18 protein-coding genes are annotated in these 22002 nt (G+C 47.9%); 5 read left to right on the top strand and 13 right to left on the bottom strand.

Annotated elements, in window-relative coordinates; translation table 11 throughout:
• Positions 1–19: 19 nt before the first annotated feature.
• The 4 genes from BN1360_RS14670 to BN1360_RS14655 form a co-directional block, all read right to left on the bottom strand.
• The gene (locus tag BN1360_RS14670; protein ID WP_068780598.1) at positions 20–499 is read right to left on the bottom strand and encodes a DMT family transporter; all 480 of its coding nucleotides are present in this window, start codon (positions 497–499) and stop codon (positions 20–22) included.
• 12 nt (positions 500–511) lie between these two features.
• On the bottom strand, positions 512–1213 hold the full coding sequence (locus BN1360_RS14665) for a Crp/Fnr family transcriptional regulator (protein ID WP_068780597.1): 702 nt from the start codon (positions 1211–1213) through the stop codon (positions 512–514).
• 26 nt (positions 1214–1239) lie between these two features.
• Positions 1240–1665, bottom strand: a complete 426-nt coding sequence (locus BN1360_RS14660) for a DMT family transporter (protein ID WP_068780596.1) — start codon at positions 1663–1665, stop codon at positions 1240–1242.
• A gap of 434 nt (positions 1666–2099) precedes the next feature.
• Positions 2100–2699, bottom strand: a complete 600-nt coding sequence (locus BN1360_RS14655) for a TetR/AcrR family transcriptional regulator (RefSeq protein WP_068780595.1) — start codon at positions 2697–2699, stop codon at positions 2100–2102.
• A 137-nt stretch (positions 2700–2836) separates the two neighbouring features.
• Between BN1360_RS14655 and BN1360_RS14650 the strand changes: the two genes are divergently transcribed.
• On the top strand, positions 2837–4273 hold the full coding sequence (locus tag BN1360_RS14650; protein ID WP_068780594.1) for an MDR family MFS transporter: 1437 nt from the start codon (positions 2837–2839) through the stop codon (positions 4271–4273).
• Between the two features lie 219 nt (positions 4274–4492).
• On the opposite strand, the gene BN1360_RS14645 is transcribed toward BN1360_RS14650, so the two are convergent.
• The 4 genes from BN1360_RS14645 to BN1360_RS14630 form a co-directional block, all read right to left on the bottom strand.
• Positions 4493–5326: a carbohydrate ABC transporter permease gene (locus BN1360_RS14645; RefSeq protein WP_068780593.1), complete on the bottom strand. Its 834-nt coding sequence runs from the start codon at positions 5324–5326 to the stop codon at positions 4493–4495.
• Positions 5327–5338: 12 nt separating this feature from the next.
• Positions 5339–6229 carry a carbohydrate ABC transporter permease gene (locus tag BN1360_RS14640; protein WP_068780592.1) on the bottom strand — a complete coding sequence of 297 codons (891 nt, stop codon included), beginning with the start codon at positions 6227–6229 and terminating at the stop codon, positions 5339–5341.
• A gap of 84 nt (positions 6230–6313) precedes the next feature.
• Complete coding sequence (locus tag BN1360_RS14635; RefSeq protein WP_195714317.1) at positions 6314–7693, bottom strand: ABC transporter substrate-binding protein; 1380 nt, start codon at positions 7691–7693, stop codon at positions 6314–6316.
• A gap of 258 nt (positions 7694–7951) precedes the next feature.
• Positions 7952–10546 (bottom strand): adenosylcobalamin-dependent ribonucleoside-diphosphate reductase, encoded by a 2595-nt coding sequence (locus BN1360_RS14630; protein ID WP_068780590.1) that lies wholly within the window; start codon positions 10544–10546, stop codon positions 7952–7954.
• A gap of 500 nt (positions 10547–11046) precedes the next feature.
• On the opposite strand from BN1360_RS14630, the gene BN1360_RS14625 reads away from it, so the two are divergent.
• From BN1360_RS14625 to BN1360_RS14615, 3 genes are all read left to right on the top strand, one after another.
• On the top strand, positions 11047–12810 hold the full coding sequence (locus BN1360_RS14625; protein WP_068780589.1) for a DEAD/DEAH box helicase: 1764 nt from the start codon (positions 11047–11049) through the stop codon (positions 12808–12810).
• A gap of 7 nt (positions 12811–12817) precedes the next feature.
• Positions 12818–13825, top strand: coding sequence for a YqhG family protein (locus tag BN1360_RS14620; RefSeq protein ID WP_068780588.1), 1008 nt, complete (start codon positions 12818–12820; stop codon positions 13823–13825).
• Positions 13826–13984: 159 nt separating this feature from the next.
• Positions 13985–14992, top strand: coding sequence for a hypothetical protein (locus BN1360_RS14615; protein WP_068780587.1), 1008 nt, complete (start codon positions 13985–13987; stop codon positions 14990–14992).
• Positions 14993–15092: 100 nt separating this feature from the next.
• Here the strand turns inward: BN1360_RS14615 and BN1360_RS14610 are convergent, their stop codons facing one another.
• Positions 15093–15335 (bottom strand): YqzE family protein, encoded by a 243-nt coding sequence (locus tag BN1360_RS14610; RefSeq protein WP_068780586.1) that lies wholly within the window; start codon positions 15333–15335, stop codon positions 15093–15095.
• A gap of 558 nt (positions 15336–15893) precedes the next feature.
• On the opposite strand from BN1360_RS14610, the gene BN1360_RS14605 reads away from it, so the two are divergent.
• Entirely contained in the window at positions 15894–16583 is a 690-nt protein-coding gene (locus BN1360_RS14605; RefSeq protein WP_068780585.1) for an N-acetylmuramoyl-L-alanine amidase family protein, read from the top strand.
• On the opposite strand, the gene BN1360_RS14600 is transcribed toward BN1360_RS14605, so the two are convergent.
• From BN1360_RS14600 to BN1360_RS14585, 4 genes are all read right to left on the bottom strand, one after another.
• Positions 16570–17436, bottom strand: coding sequence for a divergent polysaccharide deacetylase family protein (locus tag BN1360_RS14600; protein ID WP_068780584.1), 867 nt, complete (start codon positions 17434–17436; stop codon positions 16570–16572). The genes BN1360_RS14605 and BN1360_RS14600 overlap by 14 nt on opposite strands.
• A 27-nt stretch (positions 17437–17463) precedes the next feature.
• The gene (locus BN1360_RS14595) at positions 17464–17982 is read right to left on the bottom strand and encodes a putative ABC transporter permease (RefSeq protein WP_068780583.1); all 519 of its coding nucleotides are present in this window, start codon (positions 17980–17982) and stop codon (positions 17464–17466) included.
• A 168-nt stretch (positions 17983–18150) separates the two neighbouring features.
• On the bottom strand, positions 18151–19026 hold the full coding sequence (locus BN1360_RS14590) for an ROK family protein (protein ID WP_068780582.1): 876 nt from the start codon (positions 19024–19026) through the stop codon (positions 18151–18153).
• 163 nt (positions 19027–19189) lie between these two features.
• A complete protein-coding gene (locus tag BN1360_RS14585; protein WP_068780581.1) occupies positions 19190–21874 on the bottom strand; it encodes an alpha-mannosidase in 2685 nt (894 codons plus the stop codon).
• Positions 21875–22002: the final 128 nt, after the last annotated feature.

The raw sequence follows: 22002 nt of genomic DNA, 5'->3' as shown, positions 1-22002 counted from the left end.
GTTATTATTATATATCTTCTTAAGCAGCCCGCCGGCTCCGAACCGTATTGCGGTTATCTCTGCGCCGGTCACCTGTCTTAAATATGATAATGCCGCCAACGATGACCAGCACCCCGATAGCTTGTTTCCCCGTAAAAAGAACCTTATCCAAGCCAAGCAGTCCCAGTGAGTCGAACAACAAAGCAATACCGATCTGGGACGCCATCACGATCGAGATCGCAAACGTCGGACCAAGCCGCTTCACTCCCTGTACCACCGAAAGAACCACACCTACCCCAATAATGCCGCTGAACCAGTACCACGTCTTCATATTAGACCAATCGAACAACTGCCTGCCTTCCACAGCCAGGCCAATACTGAAGGAAGCGAAAAATCCCATGGCAAGCACGATCACCGTTGTCGTCCATATGCCCACGCCCTCATTCACTTTGCTGTTAAATACATTTTGAATCCCCACAAGCGAGCCAGCAAGAAGTGCCAATATCAAGCCTGCAATCATAAGCTTCTCCTCTCATGTCTCATATATATTATGACCTGCCAATGCACGCAATCGTTCCCGATCCTTCACATAAATAAATCCGCGATTGCGTTCAACCAAGCCCTCTTCGCAAAATTTATGGATAACCCGGTTTAGGTGTCTATAGCTGGTCCCGAGAAAGTTGGCTACATCCCGCAAGCTGACCGTACTGAGCTGACCATTAAATCGCGGATCTGAATCGTCATACGACATGGATAAGAGATAACTGGCCAAGCGCGCCTCCACCGGATACATCAGATTAAAGTTTAATGAATCGGATTTCGTGCAAAACTTCGTCGTAATGATCTTGAGCAGAAAACGAAGCAGCTCTGCGTCATTGGCTCCGTATTGATGCAGCCAGCGATTGTGAACAGCAATCAAATGAATAGACGATACAGCCTCGACCGAATTCATAAAGTCGATCCCTTGCACATATTCAATATCCCCAATCACCTCCAGCGCTGTTTTGAACGATATGATCAGCGCCTTTCCTTCCGCTGAGGTGTTATGAACCTTCACCTTCCCTTTTACTAGAACGTACAAGTACTCGGCAGGATCGCCCTGCGAGCAGATGTGTTCCCCCTGATCATAGCTGTAAAGGGTCAAATGCGGCATGATATTCGCGTTAAATGTCGAGGCAATCTGATGTATCTGCATATAGTGAGCCAGTTGCTCACGATCCTTAATCTCTTTCATCACATGCCCTCCCCTCTACTGCAAAATTACATCTTCATGATGATCACACCGGCGACCATCATCGCGATGCCTATGAAGTGCGATAGCTTCATCTTTTGCTTCACTACCCCGAACCATCCCCTGCTGTCGATTATAAAGGTTATACCTAGCTGAGCAATCAATACGACGGCTATTGTCAATGTAACGCCGATGTGATGAATGGACGTGATATTGCCGGAAATGATGATTGCCGCCAAGGCTCCACTAGTCAAATAGAGCGGCTTCACTTGCCTCACCCTTCTCCACAGTCCGTCCCGGACGATAAGCAGAAGAAGAAAAGCCAGCAAAAATCCGGTGAACTGGGTAATCGTCGCCGCTTGCCAAGTGCCGATATCTTGACTGATCCGGGAGTTCGCCACGCCTTGCAGCGTAATAAGCGCTCCGCCTAACAATGCAAATATGATTCCTGCCATCTCTCGCTCCCCCAACCCTAATTATCGATTCACTATGTTATTATTTAAAATCAGATTGGAGCATCCGGGGAAGGACATATGTCCCAAGTGATCAAAAAAGAAAAACTGACCGCCAGCCCTTTATTAGTACATGTACAGAAACTCCCGTGTGCAGCACCGAAGCTTATGCTTCTGATGTTCGTTTTTCCAAAATACCCAGTAGGATAGAGCCAGGGGTCGAGGATGGAGCTACACGTTTTCATAGAAAACAACCACGGAAGCATGTGCATATGCATATGGCATCTGTATTTGGCATTTGGCATAGCTTGTTTTGAAGCACGAGCCCTGAGATGTGTCCGCAAGAAACATAACTTGGTATTCCATTTGCCTAGGCCCGGCTGAATTCAAAATTTGATGCCTGGATACTTCAAAAACGGACCTTGGAACAACCTCTATTATAATTGGGCTTGTCCCGAGAAAATCGGTAAAAGGACCTCATCGACCAATTGGATCTGATACTCCTTCGTTACAGCTCCACCACGAATTATATTTTCAACCCGTAAAAAATCAAAGGGCAAACTCATTTGCATGGTTGTAAAATCATGTTGTATCTCTCCTCGTTTTTTGGCAAAACCTTCGACCTTCTTCATGACCTGCATATTGCTGTTACGCGCACCTCTTAACCATTCTCTGACACTCTCATTCTTCTGACTTAACACCAATAAAGTCGCACTAAGAACCTCTGAACTTATGGTTTCAAAAAATTGCTGATAAATTTCGACAACACTTAATAAATCCTGACGCAAACTTCCTTGATCCCGGACCAGATCAATCATATCTCCGCCAATCACCTGTCTGGATTTATAACTTACCAAAGCATGCAGCAGATCGACCTGCGTCTCATAACGACGATAGATAACTGTACGACTGGTTTCCGCCTGTTTTGCCACATTTTGAAATGTCATACTTTCATAACCTGATTTATGAATAATTTCGTAGGCCGCCTCGAGAATGGCCTCTTCTAACTCTTCGCCGCGTCTTCGTTCATTTACCATGGTAGATCCTCCCGCTTCATTACTATCCATTATTTTAACATATTTTAAGGTACATATTGTACTTTATTTAATTCGGGTGTATACTCCTAAAGCAAGATACAAATTGCATCTTATTTTGAAGGAGTGTGCAAACCTGGATGACAACAAAAATGGAAGAGAAGCTGCCAAAAGAACTGATCCGCATGGCGCTGATTCTTGTTCTTGGTGCCGTTGCACCCATGCTCGATACAACGATGGTAAACATTGCAGTCAATCAATTTGCTTATGACTTTCATAGCTCGCTTGATACTATTCAATGGGTCATTACCGGTTATGTCCTGGCAACAGCGATTGCCGTTCCCTTTTCCGGATGGCTCATCAACAGGTTTGATGGAAAACATATTTATTTAGCGGCTGAATTGCTATTTTTAATAAGCTCCATCCTTTCAGGTATTTCCTGGAGTATCGAAAGCCTAATTGCTTTCCGTCTGATTCAAGGTTTTAGTGCCGGACTGATTATCCCGTTATTAACCACATTACTAGTTAAAGCAGCCGGACAAGAAAACATGGGGAAATTGATGTCTATTGTTGGTTTGCCTATTATTCTTGGACCTATATTAGGGCCAGTCATCGGTGGGGGCATTGTCGAATATTTCTCTTGGCGCTGGATTTTCTTTGTAAACATTCCGTTTGGAGTGATTGCATTATACTTTATTTATAAAAAGCTGCCCAGCTTTCCTGCTGCCAATAAACAAGCCAAGCTTGATGGGTTCGGCATCATCGTGTTAGGTGCTCTTTCAGTCAGCTATATTTATGGAATTACCCAAGCAGCATCGGGCTCTGGATTCGGCAATGCGAAAGCCATTGCGTTTATTATCATAGGTGTAATTTTGACGGTAGTTTATGTCATTTACGCATTTTCAAAACCGAAGAAGGTCGTGGTTCCTTTAAACCTGTTTAAATATAGAAGCTTCTCTGCATCTATTATCTCATTGGTCTTAGCCGGAATTGGAACGAACGGAGCTATGCTGCTTCTGCCTTTATTCTTCCAAAATATTAGAAATGACTCCGTAGTTCTCACAGGCCTTTCCCTCATTCCGCAGGGACTGGGCATGCTGGTGGCGAGGCCGGTGATCGGAAAAATGATAGATAAATTTGGAGCAAAAATCGTGGTGATGATCGCGATCGTCATTACTTTGATTGGAACAATACCGTTCCTTTGGTTCACACAAAACACAAACTACGGGGTCATGGCGGTTGTTCTATTTATTCGCGGAATGGGTGTGGGCGGAATCACGATTCCAATCATGACGGATTCTTATACCGGTCTTTCCAAAAATCAAATACCTCAAGCCAGTATTGCGACGCGTATTATCCAAAATATTGGCGGGGCGTTTGGTTCAGCATTATTAGCGACCATTGTAGCCCAGCAAATGAATCATTTGGAACCCAGTCTTTCTAATCTAACGTCCGCTTATCATGCTGCCTTTTTGGTTTCCAGTGCCTTGACATTGGTCATGTTCATTCCTTCCCTCTTCTTAACCAATAAGGTGACCAGGAAAGCGAAGATACTAACAATAAACAATAAGTCTTAGATACACTTTGGGGCGGTTTCCTGAATTGGAAATCGCCCAGAACATAAGAAAGACGAAGCTAGAAAGCGGCAGGGCTGGTTATATTCTGTTTCAAAGATGATGTATTGCAAGCAATACAAAAAGGCCGCTGCCCATGGAGTTCCGGACAAAGGCCCAACATTTCTATTTGGGTATCGTCTATTTGATGGTGTAAAGTTCAACTTTGTGCTAAACCATTCTTCACCCCTTCGTCCCCCCCTGCATGCTGAACCCTTTGGACATAAATCGCTGAGAAAGGATGTACAGCACGATCGACGGGATCGCGTAAAGCACAGAAAATGAAGCTAATCGTCCGTAATCGACCATGCCGTATTGGCCAAAAAACTGGTACAGTTTCAAGGAGGCAGGGAAATTCTCCGGAGTTTGCAGCAAAATGTATGGAACGAAGAAATTGCCCCAGCTCCCAGAGAACGTAAAGATGGCTACTGTACAAATCCCGGGCACCATCAGGGGGGCGATGATTTTTCGTATACTAGTGAACACGGATGCGCCATCTACCCACGCCGCTTCCTCCAAATCTTCGGGAACGGAATCCATAAAATTTTTAGTCATCCAGATGCCATAAGGCATAGAAGAAGCTACATAAAAGAGCACAACCCCAAAAACATTGTCATACAGTTTGAGGCTCAGAAACAGCTGATACACCGGTACCATCACAGCCGTAATAGGCAGCGAGGTCATAAAGAGAATGGTGAGCATAAACGGCTTCTTAAACTTCAGCTGGTAACGAGACAACGGATAAGCCGCCAATAGCGCCAGCACAACCACGATAGCGGCTTGACCCAAAGACATCAAGAGACCAATGACAAAAGAACGTTGATTCTCAGGGCTGGTAAGCACATCTACATAATTTATCATCGTTAACTGCTTGGGCATTTTTAGAGATTGCATCGCATTGAGATCAACGGATGCCACCAGCACCCATAGAAGCGGCAGCAGAAAACAAATCCCTATCAACGATAAAATGGCATACGGAAGGATGCGATATATAAGCTTGCGCTGTATCGTATTCATGCGAAGTCCCCTTTACTCTTTTAACGAACGGATATAGAACAGACTGAGCACGATCCCCAGGAGCAGTAGAAGGAGTGAAATCGCCGTGCCATAACCAAGCTGATAATTCACAAAAGCCTGGTTGTACATAAAAATCGGCAATGTCGTCGTTTTGGTTCCCGGGCCGCCCCCTGTCATAGCATAGATGAGTCCAAACACGCCCAGCGTCTGCAGCGTAACAAGCATCATATTGGTGGTGATCGTCTGCTTGATATAAGGAATTGTAATCCGAAATAATATTTGCAGTTTCGATGCACCGTCCACGACCGCAGCCTCTTCGATCTCGCTTGGCACATTATCAAGCGCCGCCTGAAAGACAATCATAGAAAAGGCGGTTCCATGCCAGATATTCCCCAAAACAATAGCTAACATCGGAACGGTAAACAGCCAGGTAACCTGAGGAATAGCAAAAAGGGATAAAATCATATTCAGTGTCCCTTCATCGCCAAAAAAACTATACAAACAAAGGGCGCACACAATTTCAGGCGTAACCCACCCGGCCAACACAATCGTACCTATAAAACGCCGAAACGTCTTATTTTTATGTTTCATGAGCAAAGCGATTAGAAAACCAAGCACCTGCTGACCAATCACCGCAGAGCCGATCAAGAAAACCAATGTATTCCAAATACTGATTCTGACCGTAGGGTCATGAAACATTCGGGTGTAATTAGCAAGTCCAACAAATTTCAGCTCTTTGGCTGCCTCTCCGGTTAATGCCAGATTCGTGAAAGAATAAAAAAACGTCAGCAGGATCGGATAGATAAAAAACAGCAGCATTATCGCAATGGATGGCAGCAGAAAATAAAGCCATGTCCAATTTTTTCTTCGTAATGTCCGGGACGGGATAGAGACGACGCTCATGAATGTTTCTCCTTTCTCGGATGAATGAGACACCACATGCCCGCACTTCGCAAATTACAGCTAAGCGCAGGCATGCGGAGCTATTTATTTTTCCAGGATATGATCCTGACCGACAATTCGGGTGACGTCTTGCGTATACTTTTGAGCAGCATCTGCAGCGGAAGTACCCGAGGCAACCGATTCAACCATCGTTTGAATTTGTGTCGACACTTCCGGATATTTATCCTGGGCTGGTCTGAATTCTGCGTTTTTCAAATATTCCGTTGCAATTTCGTTAAATGGCATTTTCGTATATTCAGCATCTTTGCCCACATCAGCCCGCACCGTTATATTCCCGGACGCTATAACCAGCTTTTGAGTGTTCTCCTTATTTAGAGCAAATTGGATAAAGTCCCAGGCTTCATCCTTATGCTGTGCGTTGGCTGGAATGGACAGAGCCCAGCCTCCTGCGAGCGTAATCGAACCTGGAGCCTGCCCGTTGTTCGTAGGCATCGGCGCAAATCCAAGGACATCTTTGTATTCCGGCCACGGAGCCGCTCCATTATCCAGATAGTTGCCTGTAATCCACGATCCGTCCAACAATATGCCAAGCTTGCCTTTTGGCAAGTATTCCCGAGTTGCTGTATTGCCGGCCTGCCCGTTCAATACTTTGGATAGCGGCGGTCCCAGCTTTTCCTTTATAATCGTCTCAATAAAAGATAACGCTTCGGTGATTCCTTCACTTTTCACGATCCATTTACCGCTTGCTTCATCATATAGTCGTTCCCCTGTTCCATACAGCAGCATTTCGTAGGTTTGCATCGAGGTTGCTTCCCCCGTCGCTTTCCCCATGTTCATCCAGATAGGCACGACATCGCTGCCCGCTTTTTCTTTGATGACTCTGGCAGCCGACAGAACTTCTTCCCATGTTTTGGGGTTCCAATCTTCTGGAAGTCCCACCGACTTAAAGATCTCCTTGTTATACCAAAGTCCCCTTGAATCCGTATTGTAAGGAACACCATATATTTTTCCATCGCTAGCGGTAACGCCCTTCTTCATAGCTTCGATAAACGAACCGTTGCTCCAATCCTCCCAGCCTTTCAATCGCTCATCGAGCGGTTCGAGGAACCCCGCGCTAGCATCCGAATTCAGCATAAACGTATCCTCTGTGACGATATCCGGGGCCGTATCTTTCGATTTGAGGGCCAGGGCGATTTTAGCAAAATAGTCCCCTTCCGATGCCTGAATCGGTGTAGGTTTGATCTCTACCTCCTGATTTGGATACCTTGAAGCCACATCTTTAATCCATTGGTACAAAACTCCTTTTTCACCAATACCATCGTCGCGATAGGTAATCGTAATCGTCTTCTTGGCAGTCGCCGTTGTCCCTTTGTCGCTGCCTTCCTTCACCGGAGCCTCTGCATTGCCCTTGTCATTTGACGTTGTGCCTGAACCCGGACTTGAACCGGAACAGCCAACCGTCATCGCTAACAAAAGCGTTAGTGATAGGAGTCCCCATTTACGAGTTGCTTTCCCCATCTGTATCCCTCCTCCATAGAAAGCGTTTCCATATAAACTTATTCGCTTCTTCCGCAAATATTCAGACAAACAGTAAGTGATTCTTTTTGCAAACTAACGCTGTAGCTCTGTACCAGGGTATAATCACTTTTGGATAAATAAAAAAGAAACCAGGCCTATCAAATAGAATAGGCCTGGTTTCTTTTTGCTTTAGTTTTACTTTTCTTATCCGCACTTGCTATATCCGCAGCTGCTGCAGGTCTTGCAGCCCTCGATATTGATCAGCGAGGCCGAGCCGCAGGATGGGCACAGGTCGCGCGAGGCGGCTGGCGCATTATACCGTTGGTCGTTATCGTGATTATGGTCCTGGGTCTGCTCGTCATGCTGATGAGCTAACGTCGCAGCAACCGGAGCCGGATCATGGTCTCCGCCGAAATGGTCGCTTTGCACATGAATTTCCAACGCCTTGGCAACGGCGTCAGCAATGGATTCAACGCGGTTCGGACCGAAACCGATCGCACCGGAGCCGCCGATTCCCTTCAGATGCTTGATCAGCAATTCTACCTTCTCCCCATGATCCCCATAACGGAGGAACAAGGAGCAGACACGGCCCAGCGCTTCGGCCATCGCGAATACGTCAGAACCCGCCTTGCCGACATTCAGGAAGATCTCGCCCGGAATTCCGTTCAGATCGTTAATCGTAATGTAGGCCATGCCAAACGGCGTGTTGATCTTGTACGTAGCACCGCGAAGCACTTGGGGACGTTTCTTATATTGCTTATCCTCCACCGCTTTCTTACCAACAGCGATACTAGGATTGTTGTCCTCTGCCGATCCGCCAGTCGATGCAGCTTCACTCACAGCAGTGGCCTTGGCCTCCTTGTCTTCCTTCTTCTCGGTCTGCAGAACTTGCACATCACGGCTGCCATCGCGGTAGATCGTAACCCCTTTGCACCCGAGATCGAAGGCAAGCTCATACAAACGCTTCGTATCTTCAACTGTGAAATCGGACGGGCAGTTCGCCGTCTTGGAGATCGAGCTGTCTACCCAGCGTTGGATCGCCGCTTGCACGCGGATGTGATCCTCTGCAGACAAGCTCATCGCCGTCACGTAATAATCGGGCAGTTCTTCACCCGGATGCGCATCCATCCATTCCTGAGCGATTGGTACAAATTGCTCGTCGAAGCCAAGCCGGCTTTGACGATAATATTTGAAAGCAAAATAAGGTTCAATGCCTGTCGATGTACCCACCATCGTACCTGTACTTCCGGTCGGAGCCTGTGTAATCAGGGTTACATTGCGAACCCCTTGCTCACGAATCGCCTCTTCCACCTCCGGATATACCTCCGTCATCACCTTCATAAAGCCGCTTTGCAAATATTTGTCCGCTTCAAATGCAGGGAAAGATCCTTTCTCAGCAGCAATCTCGGCAGATGCAAGATAGGCTTCCTTGGCGATAAAACCGTACAATTTATCAAGGAATTCCAGCGATTCCGGACTGCCGTAACGGATACGAAGCTTGATCATAAGCTCGGCCAGTCCCATCGTTCCCAAACCTACGCGGCGTTCCTTCTTCTGATTCTGCTCATTTTCTTCAAAGTGATAGGGCGTCCTGGTGATCACATTATCCAGAAAACGCACAGAATAACGCGTCGTAACCGCCAGTTCGTCCCAATCCACTTCATGGTTCTCTTCATCATAAAATTTGGACAAATTAATCGCCGACAGATTGCATACGCCCCAGCCAGGCAAACCTTGCTCTCCGCACGGGTTCGTGCAGATGATCGGGTTAAAATACCAGCTGTTCGACATTTGATTGTAGTATTCCATGAATACAACCCCAGGCTCAGCCGATTTCCAAGCCGATTCGATGATCGTATGCCAGATTTTCCGAGCCTTCACTGTCCGGTAATGGACAACTTTACGTCCGGCAGCTTTCCATTTATCAAGATCGCCATCCCAGACTTCAGTGTAATCGTCATCAGTGGTGTCCGGGAAGACCAATTCCCAATCCAAATCCTCTTTGACAGCCTTCATAAAGGCGTTGCTTACGCATACCGACAGGTTCGCGTTCGTGACTTGTCCCATTGTCTGCTTAACCGTAATGAAATCAAGCACATCCGGATGCCAGTCGTTGATCATAAGCATCAAAGCGCCGCGACGGCTGCCCCCTTGCTCGATCAGTCCTGTCGTATAGCTGAACAATCCGCCCCAGGATACCGCACCGCTCGATGAACCGTTAACGCCTTTAACCACCGCACGACGCGGACGAAGCGAACTGAGATTGATTCCGACACCGCCGCCGCGGGCCATAATCTCCGTCATTTCACTCAAAGTCTCCATAATACCGCCACGGCTATCCTTCGCAGAAGGAATGACGTAGCAGTTGAACAAGGTGAGCTCATCGCTGGCTCCTGCCCCTGCGGCAATCCGCCCGCCTGGAACAAGCTTCCAATCTTCCAATATACCACGAAATTTATCCGACCACTCCGCTTGCTTCTCTGGCGTTTCCTCCACCGAAGCCATCGCATGAGCCAATCGATCCCACATTTCTTCCGGTGTCTTCTCAATATTCAACGTCAGCTTCTCGACATCTGCTTCTACCAGCGCACCGCTGCGTGTCTTGACAGTAACCGACTGGCCGTCGCGAGCGATCACTTCGCCAACTTCCTTCGTCGGGAATTTAGGGTCATCCTTGGTCAGGACAAGAACAACGTCTCCAACCTTGGCATGGCTCGGATCAGGATTCTTCCAAGCGTACCTATCCAAGAAGATTTTCTCGCTTAGCCCTTCCAGGCGCTGATTTTGCTTCGTTTTCAAAGAAAACACCCTCCTAATTTATCAAAACTGTTCTGCACCTTTCAGCCGATTCTTGTCCGATTCCATCCGAATCATAAATAATAACAACTGATATAGTGTTAGCAAATTTCAACAAAAACACAAAAAAACAAGCTCAAAAAAGTAATACCGCTTAGCGGAGCTGCCGCTGACAGGAATATAACCGGAATCAAGCAGTAATTACGAGATTGAACCCTTCAAACATGGTTCCTGTTATGCATTTGCACACCTGGAATTGTTACAATAATATGTACAAATCTCAATATGTAGTGTGCTTAGTCCATTATACTACACTACATATGGTTGTCACAACGATCATTAGTTTAATTCAGACTATTATAGCTACCCCTTCCTGTCCAAACTTCTAAATGCTCCAAATTGCTATCTATTTGGGCCCAAGTTATATCCTTTTTGTTTTTCGTCCATACTACCTACAGCAACTAGACAACGAGTCGTTAGACAAAAGGGAGGTTATATTATCAATGAACCCTCATCCCCCAAATCCGGACATGAAGCCTATGTTAGCCGGTGTTCCCATCGAATTTGAACGGAATTGGTATGAAGATCTTGATATGAGATTGAAAAAAGGCGGCCCCTGGGATGATTGGAGATTGTTCAATCTGGGTACCCAGGCCGAAGCTTCCCTGCTCGTTACCAGTTTTGAAGAGATGTTATGCCTCGGCCATCTTCAGCAATTTGACCCGCTGCCCCATCAGATTGATACGGCACAGAAGGTGATGTTCGAGATGCGCGGCAGAGCTATTCTTGCCGATGAGGTTGGGCTGGGCAAGACGATCGAAGCTGGACTGATTCTGAAAGAATATATCATTCGCGGACTTGTCAAGAAGGTTCTCATTCTCGTTCCAGCCTCGCTGGTTCTGCAATGGGTGAGAGAATTAAATCAGAAGTTCGGTATCTCTGCGGTAGCCCAGAAGAAAGAGCATTCCTGGCATAACGATATCGTCGTGGCTTCGATGGATACGGCCAAGCGCGACCCTCACAAGAAAATTCTGACTGATTATGAGTATGATATGGTCATTGTCGATGAAGCGCATAAACTAAAAAACAAAAAATCAACCAACTATCAGTTCATGCTGCAATTGCGCAAAAAATACTGCCTGCTCCTGACCGCAACCCCGATCCAGAACGACTTGAGCGAACTGTTCAACCTGATTACCTTGCTTAAGCCAGGTCAGCTTGGGGGGCAAAGCGATTTTGCGGCTAATTTTGTTCTCGACAAACGCATTGCCAAGAACGAGCAAGCCCTCAAGGGCGAGCTGTCAAAAGTATTGATCCGAAATCGTCGCGGTGAAGGCCAATTGGACTTCAAGAAGAGAATCGTGCGCAATGTGCATGTTGAGCTCTCTCCCGAGGAGAAGAACCTCTACAATGGCGTAACTTCCTTTATTAAGAACCAATATCGGGCAGCAGGCGGTGATATGGGCAGTATGTTCTCTCTGGTTACTCTGCAGAGGGAAGTATGCAGCAGCCGCGATGCCGTCTTCGTCACGCTGGTCAATCTGTCCAAGAAGCTGGCCCCGGATTCTCCACTGCGTGACGATATCTGGGATCTGGTCGGAATTATTAAGACGATTCAAGCGAACAGCAAAGCGGAGAAGACGATGGAACTGATCCGTGAGATGAATGAGAAAGTGATCGTATTTACGGAATATCGGGCGACCCAGGAATATTTATTGAAATATTTCAGCGAGCGCAATCTTGTCTGCGTTCCTTACCGTGGCGGTATGAACCGGGGCAAAAAGGACTGGATGATGGATCTGTTCCGCGGTAAGGCCCAGGTGATGATCGCCACCGAAGCTGGGGGAGAAGGGATCAACCTGCAATTCTGCCACAATATGATCAACTTCGATCTGCCCTGGAATCCGATGCGGGTCGAGCAGCGAATTGGACGGGTACATCGGCTAGGTCAGCAAAACGATGTGAATATATACAATTTATCGACCAAAGGCACAATTGAAGAGCATATCGTGAACCTGCTGCATGAGAAAATCAATTTGTTCGAATCGGTCATTGGCCAGCTTGATGTCATCCTTGAGCGGTTCGAGAAAAAAGGCTCGCTCGAAAAGAGCATCTACAAGATTTTGCTGGAATCGAGCAGCGATGAGGAGATTGCCAAGGGTGTGGATTCCCTCGGCAACTCACTGAACACGATCAAATCCGAACTGGACCGTGAAATTTCTGAACGGGAGCAGGATGGAAATTTTGAGCAGCTGCTTGGAGGATGATTGACATATGACGATGACACAAGATCAAATACAACAGTATGTCATGACATATCTGGACGCTACAGAATGCCAAATCCTTGAGAAATCCCCGTATCATGTGACCGTCAAGCTTTCGCCGCAGGCGGATCGCGATCTGACGAATCGCCCTTACTACTGGGGATTCGTAGAGCGTACCGGCGTGGAGCCGGAGACGATGAGCTTCTCGTTTGTATTTGATGCCGAGGGGTATGAGGCGCTGCAGGAGCGGAGCGATAACACAAGCAGCGCGAAGCCTGGCGTTGGCTCAGGAGCGCCCCAGCTTGGCTCCACGCAAACTGCGGGGCAGCCGCAAGCACCCGGAGCGGCGGATGACAGCGTACTTGGCCGCTATTTCGGACCCATCCGTCCTCTTCCGATCCTGGGACCCGGACGAATTCAGAAGGAAGTGCTCACGTTCGGCAGCCCACGGCTCAAGCAAATCTTCACGGCCGCCAGACAAGGAGGTCGCTGTGTCTATTTGTTTGAGGACCCCGGACAACGGCAGCGTATGACCCTCTTTCCGGCCTCTTATGAGCCGTGGCTTGGAGTTTGCTTCAAGCTGGAATTTTGCTGCGATATCAAGCGGGAGGAGATGCATTTTATCGGCATCTCTCTATTAAACGGCCGAATTGATGAGCTGTTCTCCAACCGGCTGGCAGGCATACAGCTAGTTCCCCGCTTGCCTGAGAATGTCAGTATCGAGCCATCCGAGCTGTCCCCTGCGGAGGGCAGGGATGCCCTCGAACAGAGGCTTCGCGATAAGCTGTCTACCTATGATATGTCCTGGGCAGATGCAGCGGCCATCAGGCTGAGGGAGGAGCTTGAGCTCATTGATGCCTATTATCAACCTCTATTAAACGATTCTGATGAAGAACGCAAGCAAGAGATCGCCGGGCAATATGAAGCAAGGCGCAGTGAAATCCGCTGGCAGTACGAGCCGAGAATTGTCGCATCCGTCATCAACTACGGCATCTTTCACCTGCGTTCGCCGCGTTGATGACGCCGGGGCCAGAAATTGACGCTTCTCGCTAAAAGGTCACAAAAAAAGAAGCAACCTGTCTCATACCCGTCTGACAGGTTGCAACACTCTTTTTGCGACAGCTTTTGTACAATGGGACAAGCGATATAAATTAATGACAGGGGTGACTCGCGTCTGATGCATGTAAATTTCCGTAAACCGATCTCACTGGTGTTGAAAATATTGCTATGTACAGGCTTTCTCCTCCCGACCGGATTTGAAGCCCAGGTATTTATTGCGCGAACGCTGGCCGCGCCAAATCAAACTTCCTCTATTCAAACGGTGGCGCCTGTTGGGCTCACGCAATTTGCCGAAGATACAATCCTTCGTCTCTCAGCGACAAAGCCGCTCGCCCACTGGAAGAATGCCGAGACGGTCATCGAGCCGCTGGGACCAGGGACTCACAGCTGGCTGGTCACCATTTGTACTGATGAACAAAGTAAATCTGCTGAAAGCCCCTCGACTTCAAATGGTTATTTGATCATCTCCGCGACCGACCGGGGCGAATACAAGCTGATCGAATATGGAACAGGTGAAGACTCCCTATTCTCGCCATCTGCACTTCAATCGGGTCTGGACAATATCGGCATTAAGCTCGACTCCAATACCAACCGCAAGATCGTTCCGCTCTATGCTGGACCTACGCTTGCAGAGTGGGGCATTGGAATTCGCAGCAAGGAAGGTTTCTCCCATTTTCTAAATGCGCTGAATGGTGAAGATTTACCGGAGACTCTGCAGAGCTTTGCCAAGCAGGCTGCCCATTATACACCTCCCGGTTCCGCCGCCGGGAGTCATCATAATTCAGATTTGATCCCAGCCCCCCAGACCGTACAAACCGCAGTCCAGTTTGATCCATATGATAATATCATGTGGATGACCAGCAAGGCTCTGGATATTAACCCGCAATCATTTGAACGGATTATTACTGCCGCTAAACGTCTCATATTTGTCTCCTCCAGCGGGGACCGCACTTATTCCGTACCGTTGCCTGTATCCGGATATCAGCTGTGGCAGCCATCTTCAGCCGATGCTGATGCTTATTCATCCTCGGAGGCATCCATTTATGTTCAGAGCGGAACGACATCCTCACCCCGATGGATCGCCCTCGAGGCCATGCTTGACGCAGGCAAATTCGTAGCTTACTGACCGATCCCCTCTCCCCTGCCGTACTTTCGACCGGTAGGGGAGGGGCAAAACACAAACAAGCTGTCCGATTGATTCGGCAGCTTGTTTCGCTTTTTATCATTTACACATTACGTGAAGATGGGTCCCTTCCTTTGATGCGGTATTCCTTGCTTTTGATGCGTATCCGATGGAACGGAATTTGCCGTACCCAGAGCGAGATTGAGAATGGGATCATTCCAAACCAGGTCTGCGACCAGCTCTGCCTGCCTCGGGAACGTTCACGTCTGACGTCTCTTGGTGTCTCCACATAATCAACAACCCGCTCCGTAATGTATTTCACCAGCTCATCACCCTTGCTGGACATATATTCCACCTCCTTTTGGTTATAGCTATCTAAACGTAGTTTGCTCCATAATCCAGTCAAATAAACTTGGAATCGAATCTGAGGGAGATGCATGTTTTCGCTTATTTTCGCTCAATATAGATGAAGAGGTAGTTCAAATTCCGCTTTAGCTAAGAATACCAATCGGTGTCATCCAAGAATGATTGACCGCCAATCCAAAGGAAGGTTTTCTTGGGATATAGAATTTCATCAGCCGAGATAACAACAAATCCATTCTATATCTAACACGAAATGAATCAAGAAACGCTCGTATCGAAGCTTGCATTCAGTCGATTTTCTATACGAATGCTTACGAAGTCATGTTTCCTGCGGAAACCTCTCAGGTGCCACGAACTCGCTACATGCATATGTTTACGAAGTCTTTTTCTGCGAAAACATGGAGCTCCACACCTCAGAATGGCAGTTTCATCCAACTGAAGCGTTTCAAGGAGAGGTTCACGGAAGCATAAGCTTCGGGCAAAAACAAACTTTTTGAACACAGACTGGAAGATAAAAACGGAAATCCTGAAAGGTGAGGTCATGAGAAGAAAACTACCTGTTCTGCTTGCTGCTGCTCTCATGCTCTTCAATTTATGGGCCGACAGCACCCCGGTCTCGGCAGATGTTGATAATTTAAAATACGCCTTTCCCGAACCGGTGATCCTAATCGATGTCGGACACGGCGGAATTGATGGTGGGACTTCCTTTGGAGACATCCTTGAGAAGGACATCAATCTTGACATCAGCCGCAGATTGTATATGCTTCTTCGAAGCCATGGGTATCGCACTATATTGAACCGGACAGGCGACTATGCCCTGAGTGATGAGAACCGCTGGTTGAAGAGCCGTTCCCGTCATATTCGGGACCTGGCCCAACGCAAGGAGCTTAGTGAAGAGGTGCCCGCTTCCATCGTCGTCAGCATGCATGTCAATTGGGGACGCAACAAAGCGCGGCGCGGCCCGCTAGTGCTTCATCAGAATGACGGTCGAAGCGCGTTCCTGGCTACTTCGATTCAGAATTCGCTTGATACGCTGTATGACAGCCATCGCTTGCCTGAAGTTGGTGAACCTTTCTATTTGCTAAGACATGTCGATTCGCCTGCAGTCATTGTAGAGACGGGTTTTATCAGCAATAACGAAGACCGCGCCATGCTTACTAGCAAACGCGGTCAACAAAAGATTGCCGAGGCGATTTACGCCGGTATAGTTCAATATTTTACGGTAATGTAACCCCAAGTCCCGGATTCCCGGGATTTTCTTTTGCCTGGGCCACATCCAGCATACCTACAAAATGAATTCCCCGCTGCTTCATTTCCGGAATCGTTCGCTTCAACGCCTCTGCCGTCATAAGTCCGCCAACCCCGACATGACCAATGGTCACACATAGTTTTTGCTGTTGCAGCCGCTCTTGTACCTTCCTGAGCTGTCCTGTCACATGGCTGACCGAATGAACATCATCGAGGAAAATGTCATTTTGAAGCCGCGGCAGCCCTTTCTCATCACATATTTCACCTACGATCGAACGATAATTCGTCTTGCTGTCCACGAAGAAGAGGCCATGTTCCTTGCATACCTCCAGAATGACACCCATAATCCGCTTGTCACCGGTTATTTTGGAGCCCATATGATTATTGATTCCAACAGCGTAAGGGATATTTTTAATGGCCGCCTCCACCTTCTCCCTAACCTCCGCATCGCTCATATTGGACAGAATCGCACCTGGACCCAGCCACTCCGGCTTCCCTTGCTTCGGCTCCATCGGCAAATGAATGATCACATCATGTCCCTTCTCATGAGCCATGCGGGCATCTTTTTCACTCGTTCTAAGAAATGGCATAACCGCTACGGTAAGCTTCACCGGAAGACTGAGGATCTCTTCCGTTCCTTTCATATCGTTGCCAAAGTCATCGATAATGATCGCGAGCCTCTGCTCGGCACCTGTATTCGTCTTCGATTCGGATGGAGCAACTCCGTTCCCTGACTCCCCATCAATTCCGGATGCGTAACTTGCGGGTACAGAACTCATCATCACTACCAAAGTGAGAGCCATAACGATACTCCATCTTGCCTTGTTGAACTTCATTTTCCTGCGCCTCCACAATAAAATTTGTCAAATCAGCTCTTGCTTCCAGGCTTTGCGCCGGACCCAATAAGTCAACAGCATATCGATCATGAATAACAGCAGAAGAATTGGACCGGCAATCGTCCATAACCCCGCCATTCCGTCATAAATCCCCTGTACAACCGGATGAATAAACTGTAGAAAAACATATGACAACCCTCCCCAATACAATGAGAAGCGCAGGCATATGTACCCGTCCAGCTGAATGTGATAGTCTGAATAATCCCACCATCTTCGGCCGAATAGCTTATGCAGCAGCAGACCGCTGACATATTCAACGGCAGTAGGTATTAGCAGGCAGGCGAGCCACAGGATCGGCTTGCTCTGTACAACTTCGGACAGCATTAGCAAAAATAACGGTGCAAATCCGTACATCGGTTTAAAGGGCCCCTTTAGAAAACCTTCCTTCCAGAACACTCCCGCCGTGAACCAGCTGTACACATTCTCAAGCAGAAATCCGCAAAGAGAATATACAAAGAAATAGAACAGCCACTCATTAAGCTCCAAATTAATCAGCCTTTCTAAGATGTCCTTATCCGAAATGGGACAGCCCCAGGGCTATCCTTCCTATTATGACTGTCCATCGCTCATTTATGCGTTCGACAAAAAAGCCCGGCATCTCTGCCGGGCTTCTGGGTTATTTTCCTTTCATATTTGCTATTGCTCCATCCTGCTCTATTCTACAAGGGTCTGCTTGGCCAATGCCAAGCCACCACACAGGCCTGCATTGCTGCCTAATCCCGGCGGAACGATGTAATCGTCTATGCCGGAACTCAGGGCGGAATGATGTATATATCCATTTAGGAGCTGACTTAGCTGCTCACGAATCAAAGGAAACAATTGCTCTTGGCCCATAACGCCCCCGCCCATTACAATCTTCTTCGGCGAGAGGATAAGGATATAGTTCATTAGCGCTTGGGCAAGATAGTAGCTCTCTATCTTCCAGGCCAAATGATTCTCATCGAGCTCATGACCTTGTCTGCCCCATCTTGCTTCAATCGCTGGACCTGCCGCAAGTCCTTCCAGACAATCCCGATGAAACGGACAATGGCCTGCATAGTGGTCATCTGGATGGCGTCTGATTAGAATATGGCCCATTTCAGGATGCATCAATCCATGAATCAGATTGCCTTCGGCGACGGCTCCCGCTCCGATACCGGTGCCAACGGTAATATATAGACAGCTATCCAATCCTCTGGCCGCTCCCCAGGTGGCTTCTCCCAGCGCCGCGGCATTCACATCCGTATCAAAACCGACCGGTACGTTCAAGCTGCGCTTAATATGGTCCACCACTCGGTAGCCGCCCCAATTCGGCTTGGGCGTCTTCATCACGGAGCCGTAGGTATCGCTCTGTTTATTCACATCAACCGGGCCGAAGCTGCCAAACCCAAGCGCTTGAATTCCTTTATCCTTGAAGAACTCGACCGCTTTGTCCAGCGTCTCCATAGGCGTTGTCGTCGGAAAAGATATTCGTTCTGCAATCTCCCCTTCCTCATTTCCGATTCCGCATACAAACTTCGTTCCTCCACCTTCAATAGATCCTAATCGCATGGTTTTCCCCCGTTCTTAATCCATGGCTTGTGCATGTTCAGATATTTGTATTTTAGCAAATACCATTATAGCTTATATTAAACAAAACAGGCTCCTTAGCCGCTGTAACGGCAAATAAGGAACCTGTTCAGATGATACTCGGAAACTAACCGTATTTATTTACTTATTTGCTCCAGCTATAGCTTACAATCTCAGCCGGTTTGATCTGATCAGTGACCTTAACATCAACGGGCTCTTCCAGCAGATTGCAGCGCTGTGGAGCAAGCTCGGCGATCGACAGGCGAAGCGGCTGCTCGGTACCGGTCATATTGAAGCCTCTCGTTACGATCTCGACCGAATGCTCTTTGCGCTTGAATGCAGTCAGTGCGAAAGCGTCGCCTTCGATCTTCATGTATTGATGATCGGCGGCATATTGTCCGACATGCTTCGTGGTCTGGTAAGCGCTGAACGGAACCTGGAAGTTCATCGCTTCATGGTAAGTTCTCAGCTTATCCGCTTCATCGCCATGGAATGCAACAGCAAATCTAACGGTATGTTCGCCAAGGCATTGTGCTTCAGGTGTCGGGAAGTAACCCCAGTCGCCAAGCTCACCTACTGCGCGAAGCAGGGTCACTGCAATCGTCCCTCGATCCGACAACACTTCGTACTCATTTAGTCCGAAGTTCGCAACTGTAACGCCGTGCTCATCGTTATGAATATTAACGAAGGAATGCTGATGCTGCGGATTCGTTGGATTTTCCCAAGCCCGATCTACCTTGTTAGGACGCTGTACCACTTCATAGATGCTCTCGGCTTCATGATACGCCGCCTCGATTCCAGTCGGGAACAAGACGCGCAGGCGGTGATCCTTCATTTGGTTGTTATATGAAGTCTCGAATTGCAATTGCTTGCTGCCTTTTTGCAACTTGATCTTGGTTGAAATTTTGAAAATAGCCGTCTCTTTGGAGCGCTGAGCTTTGCGATCACGGAACTCGATTACAGCTTTCATTTCTTCTTCCAAACGTTCATCGGCCGATACTGGAATTTCCAGCTCCTGCTCGACCAGCACTTCTGCGGCGAAGGCATTTGCCGATTGAACGGTAATTTTTGCTTTTTTGCCCGAGGAGAGAATCGCTTGATCTCCGACTGGCTGCTTGAAAATATACTCATTGGCGATATCACCAACATTCTCAAATACCATCAAACCAGTATATTCCTTGCCCGTCTCTTTATTCTGTACATCCAACGAACCGTCCTCTTGAATGATCACCTTCAGGAATTCATTTTCCAGCAGACGCCCTTGCTCCTTGACGATAGCCTCGTCCGCTTGCAAATCTGCGGCTGCACCTTCTACCAGCGCGAAGGACTCCCAAGCCATAGCAGGCATTTGCTCCATAAACATCCGTACCTTCACATAACGTCCCATATAAGGCTGGCGGAATTTATCCTTAGGGAGATCATAGCCAAAAGTAACACCTTCGTCGATAATTTCAGCTGCAACGGTCTTGCCTTGGGCGTTTACAACGGCAAGCTCCGGAAGCTTGGTCTCCTTCAGCTCATAATAGAGATTGGAAGGCTTCCCTTGTGAGAACGGCTTTCTCGTCCATTCGATCGTTACTTCTGCTACGTCCGTCTTTGCTGAACCCGCCGTATTGAAAATAACGAAAGGCTTCGAGCCTTCTGGGAAAGCGCTGGTATCGATCTGAGCCATCAACGCCTCAGCGGCTTCATCAGCTACGAATTTGCCCACTTCCTTCGCTTTTTGGAAGCGAGTGACCATCTCCTGGTGAACTTCATCGATGCTGCAGCCACAGATGCTATCATGCGGATGGTTCTGCATCAGCGTCTTCCATGCATAACGCAAAGTGTCATGCGGATACTGCTCAGCAGTGGTATAAGCCATCGTTGCCAGCGGCTCTGCGATATTTTCCAGCTGGCGTTCTACTTCGGTGTTCATCTGCTTCAGATAGACACGGGCCGAAGACGTATTAGCCAGCGTATACCAGCCATCGGTCTCTTGGCTCGTCAACTCGCCGGAAACGGTGCTCAATTCTTGCGGCAAGTCCGCTTTCAACGCTGCGATATATTCCTCGAAGCTGCTATGAACGAACTCAATCTCCGGATACAGCTCATTTGCAACGCGAATCGCAGCAGACAAATCCTTCTGTACAGGCTGATGGTCACAGCCATTCATCATCAGCAAATGACCGGTGGAAGCATATTGTGAGGCATCCGCAAGCTTGCGGTCCCAGAACAGCTTGGCTTCTTCCTTGTCTACCGGAATCTCGTTGCCGTTGCTGTACCAGTTAGCGAATAAGAGGCCGAGAATTTTCGAGCCGTCCGGACCTTCCCACCACATTTCAGAATATTGCGAGGCATATTTCTCATCATTGATCACGACATTGTTGAAGCCTGTCGGCTTCACGCCGCGGCCGAAGGCTGCGACATCCAGTCCAGCCTCGCGCATAATTTGCGGTGTCTGTCCCATATTTCCGAACGTATCCGGGAAATAACCAAGCTTGACTGGGGAGCCCCATTTCTTGCTCTCTTCAAAACCGATCAGCATATTGCGCGTGTTAGCTTCGCTGCTGATCAGGAAGTCATCCTGCAAAATATAGAACGGTCCGATTTTAAAGCGTCCTTCACGGATATACTTCTCCAGCAGCGGCTTCTTCTCCGGACGAACCTGCACATAGTCGTCGAGAATAATCGTCTGACCGTCAAGATGGAAGCTCTTGAATTCCGGATCCGTCTCGAACAGTTCCAGCAGATCATCCACAAGCTGAATCAAGCGCATATGGTGCTGCTCATAAGGCAAATACCATTCACGGTCCCAGTGGCTGTGAGATACAATGTATACTTTTTTCATCTTCTGATCGTCTCCCTTGTTTGTACAACCTCATATTTGTTCAAGAATTACTTCTTAGTTGAACCAGTTCTTAGTTGAACTAGTCCTTAGTCTAATCAAGGTTCAAAAAGTCCTATTCTCAATATGAG

It is taken from the genome of Paenibacillus sp. GM2 (genome assembly GCF_900069005.2).
Taxonomy (GTDB): domain Bacteria; phylum Bacillota; class Bacilli; order Paenibacillales; family Paenibacillaceae; genus Fontibacillus.
Note: the sequence above shows the minus strand (reverse complement) of the source record. Positions and strands in the feature narration are given on the sequence as shown.

What these genes read in the sequence shown, in the direction of transcription:
- BN1360_RS14670 (WP_068780598.1), bottom strand. Translation starts at nt 499, where the DNA reads ATGATTGCAGGCTTGATATTGGCACTTCTTGCTGGCTCGCTTGTGGGG.
- BN1360_RS14665 (WP_068780597.1), bottom strand. Translation starts at nt 1,213, where the DNA reads ATGAAAGAGATTAAGGATCGTGAGCAACTGGCTCACTATATGCAGATA.
- BN1360_RS14660 (WP_068780596.1), bottom strand. Translation starts at nt 1,665, where the DNA reads ATGGCAGGAATCATATTTGCATTGTTAGGCGGAGCGCTTATTACGCTG.
- BN1360_RS14655 (WP_068780595.1), bottom strand. Translation starts at nt 2,699, where the DNA reads ATGGTAAATGAACGAAGACGCGGCGAAGAGTTAGAAGAGGCCATTCTC.
- BN1360_RS14650 (WP_068780594.1), top strand. Translation starts at nt 2,837, where the DNA reads ATGACAACAAAAATGGAAGAGAAGCTGCCAAAAGAACTGATCCGCATG.
- BN1360_RS14645 (WP_068780593.1), bottom strand. Translation starts at nt 5,326, where the DNA reads ATGAATACGATACAGCGCAAGCTTATATATCGCATCCTTCCGTATGCC.
- BN1360_RS14640 (WP_068780592.1), bottom strand. Translation starts at nt 6,229, where the DNA reads ATGAGCGTCGTCTCTATCCCGTCCCGGACATTACGAAGAAAAAATTGG.
- BN1360_RS14635 (WP_195714317.1), bottom strand. Translation starts at nt 7,693, where the DNA reads ATGACGGTTGGCTGTTCCGGTTCAAGTCCGGGTTCAGGCACAACGTCA.
- BN1360_RS14625 (WP_068780589.1), top strand. Translation starts at nt 11,047, where the DNA reads ATGAACCCTCATCCCCCAAATCCGGACATGAAGCCTATGTTAGCCGGT.
- BN1360_RS14620 (WP_068780588.1), top strand. Translation starts at nt 12,818, where the DNA reads ATGACGATGACACAAGATCAAATACAACAGTATGTCATGACATATCTG.
- BN1360_RS14615 (WP_068780587.1), top strand. Translation starts at nt 13,985, where the DNA reads ATGCATGTAAATTTCCGTAAACCGATCTCACTGGTGTTGAAAATATTG.
- BN1360_RS14610 (WP_068780586.1), bottom strand. Translation starts at nt 15,335, where the DNA reads ATGTCCAGCAAGGGTGATGAGCTGGTGAAATACATTACGGAGCGGGTT.
- BN1360_RS14605 (WP_068780585.1), top strand. Translation starts at nt 15,894, where the DNA reads ATGAGAAGAAAACTACCTGTTCTGCTTGCTGCTGCTCTCATGCTCTTC.
- BN1360_RS14600 (WP_068780584.1), bottom strand. Translation starts at nt 17,436, where the DNA reads ATGAAGTTCAACAAGGCAAGATGGAGTATCGTTATGGCTCTCACTTTG.
- BN1360_RS14590 (WP_068780582.1), bottom strand. Translation starts at nt 19,026, where the DNA reads ATGCGATTAGGATCTATTGAAGGTGGAGGAACGAAGTTTGTATGCGGA.
- BN1360_RS14585 (WP_068780581.1), bottom strand. Translation starts at nt 21,874, where the DNA reads ATGAAAAAAGTATACATTGTATCTCACAGCCACTGGGACCGTGAATGG.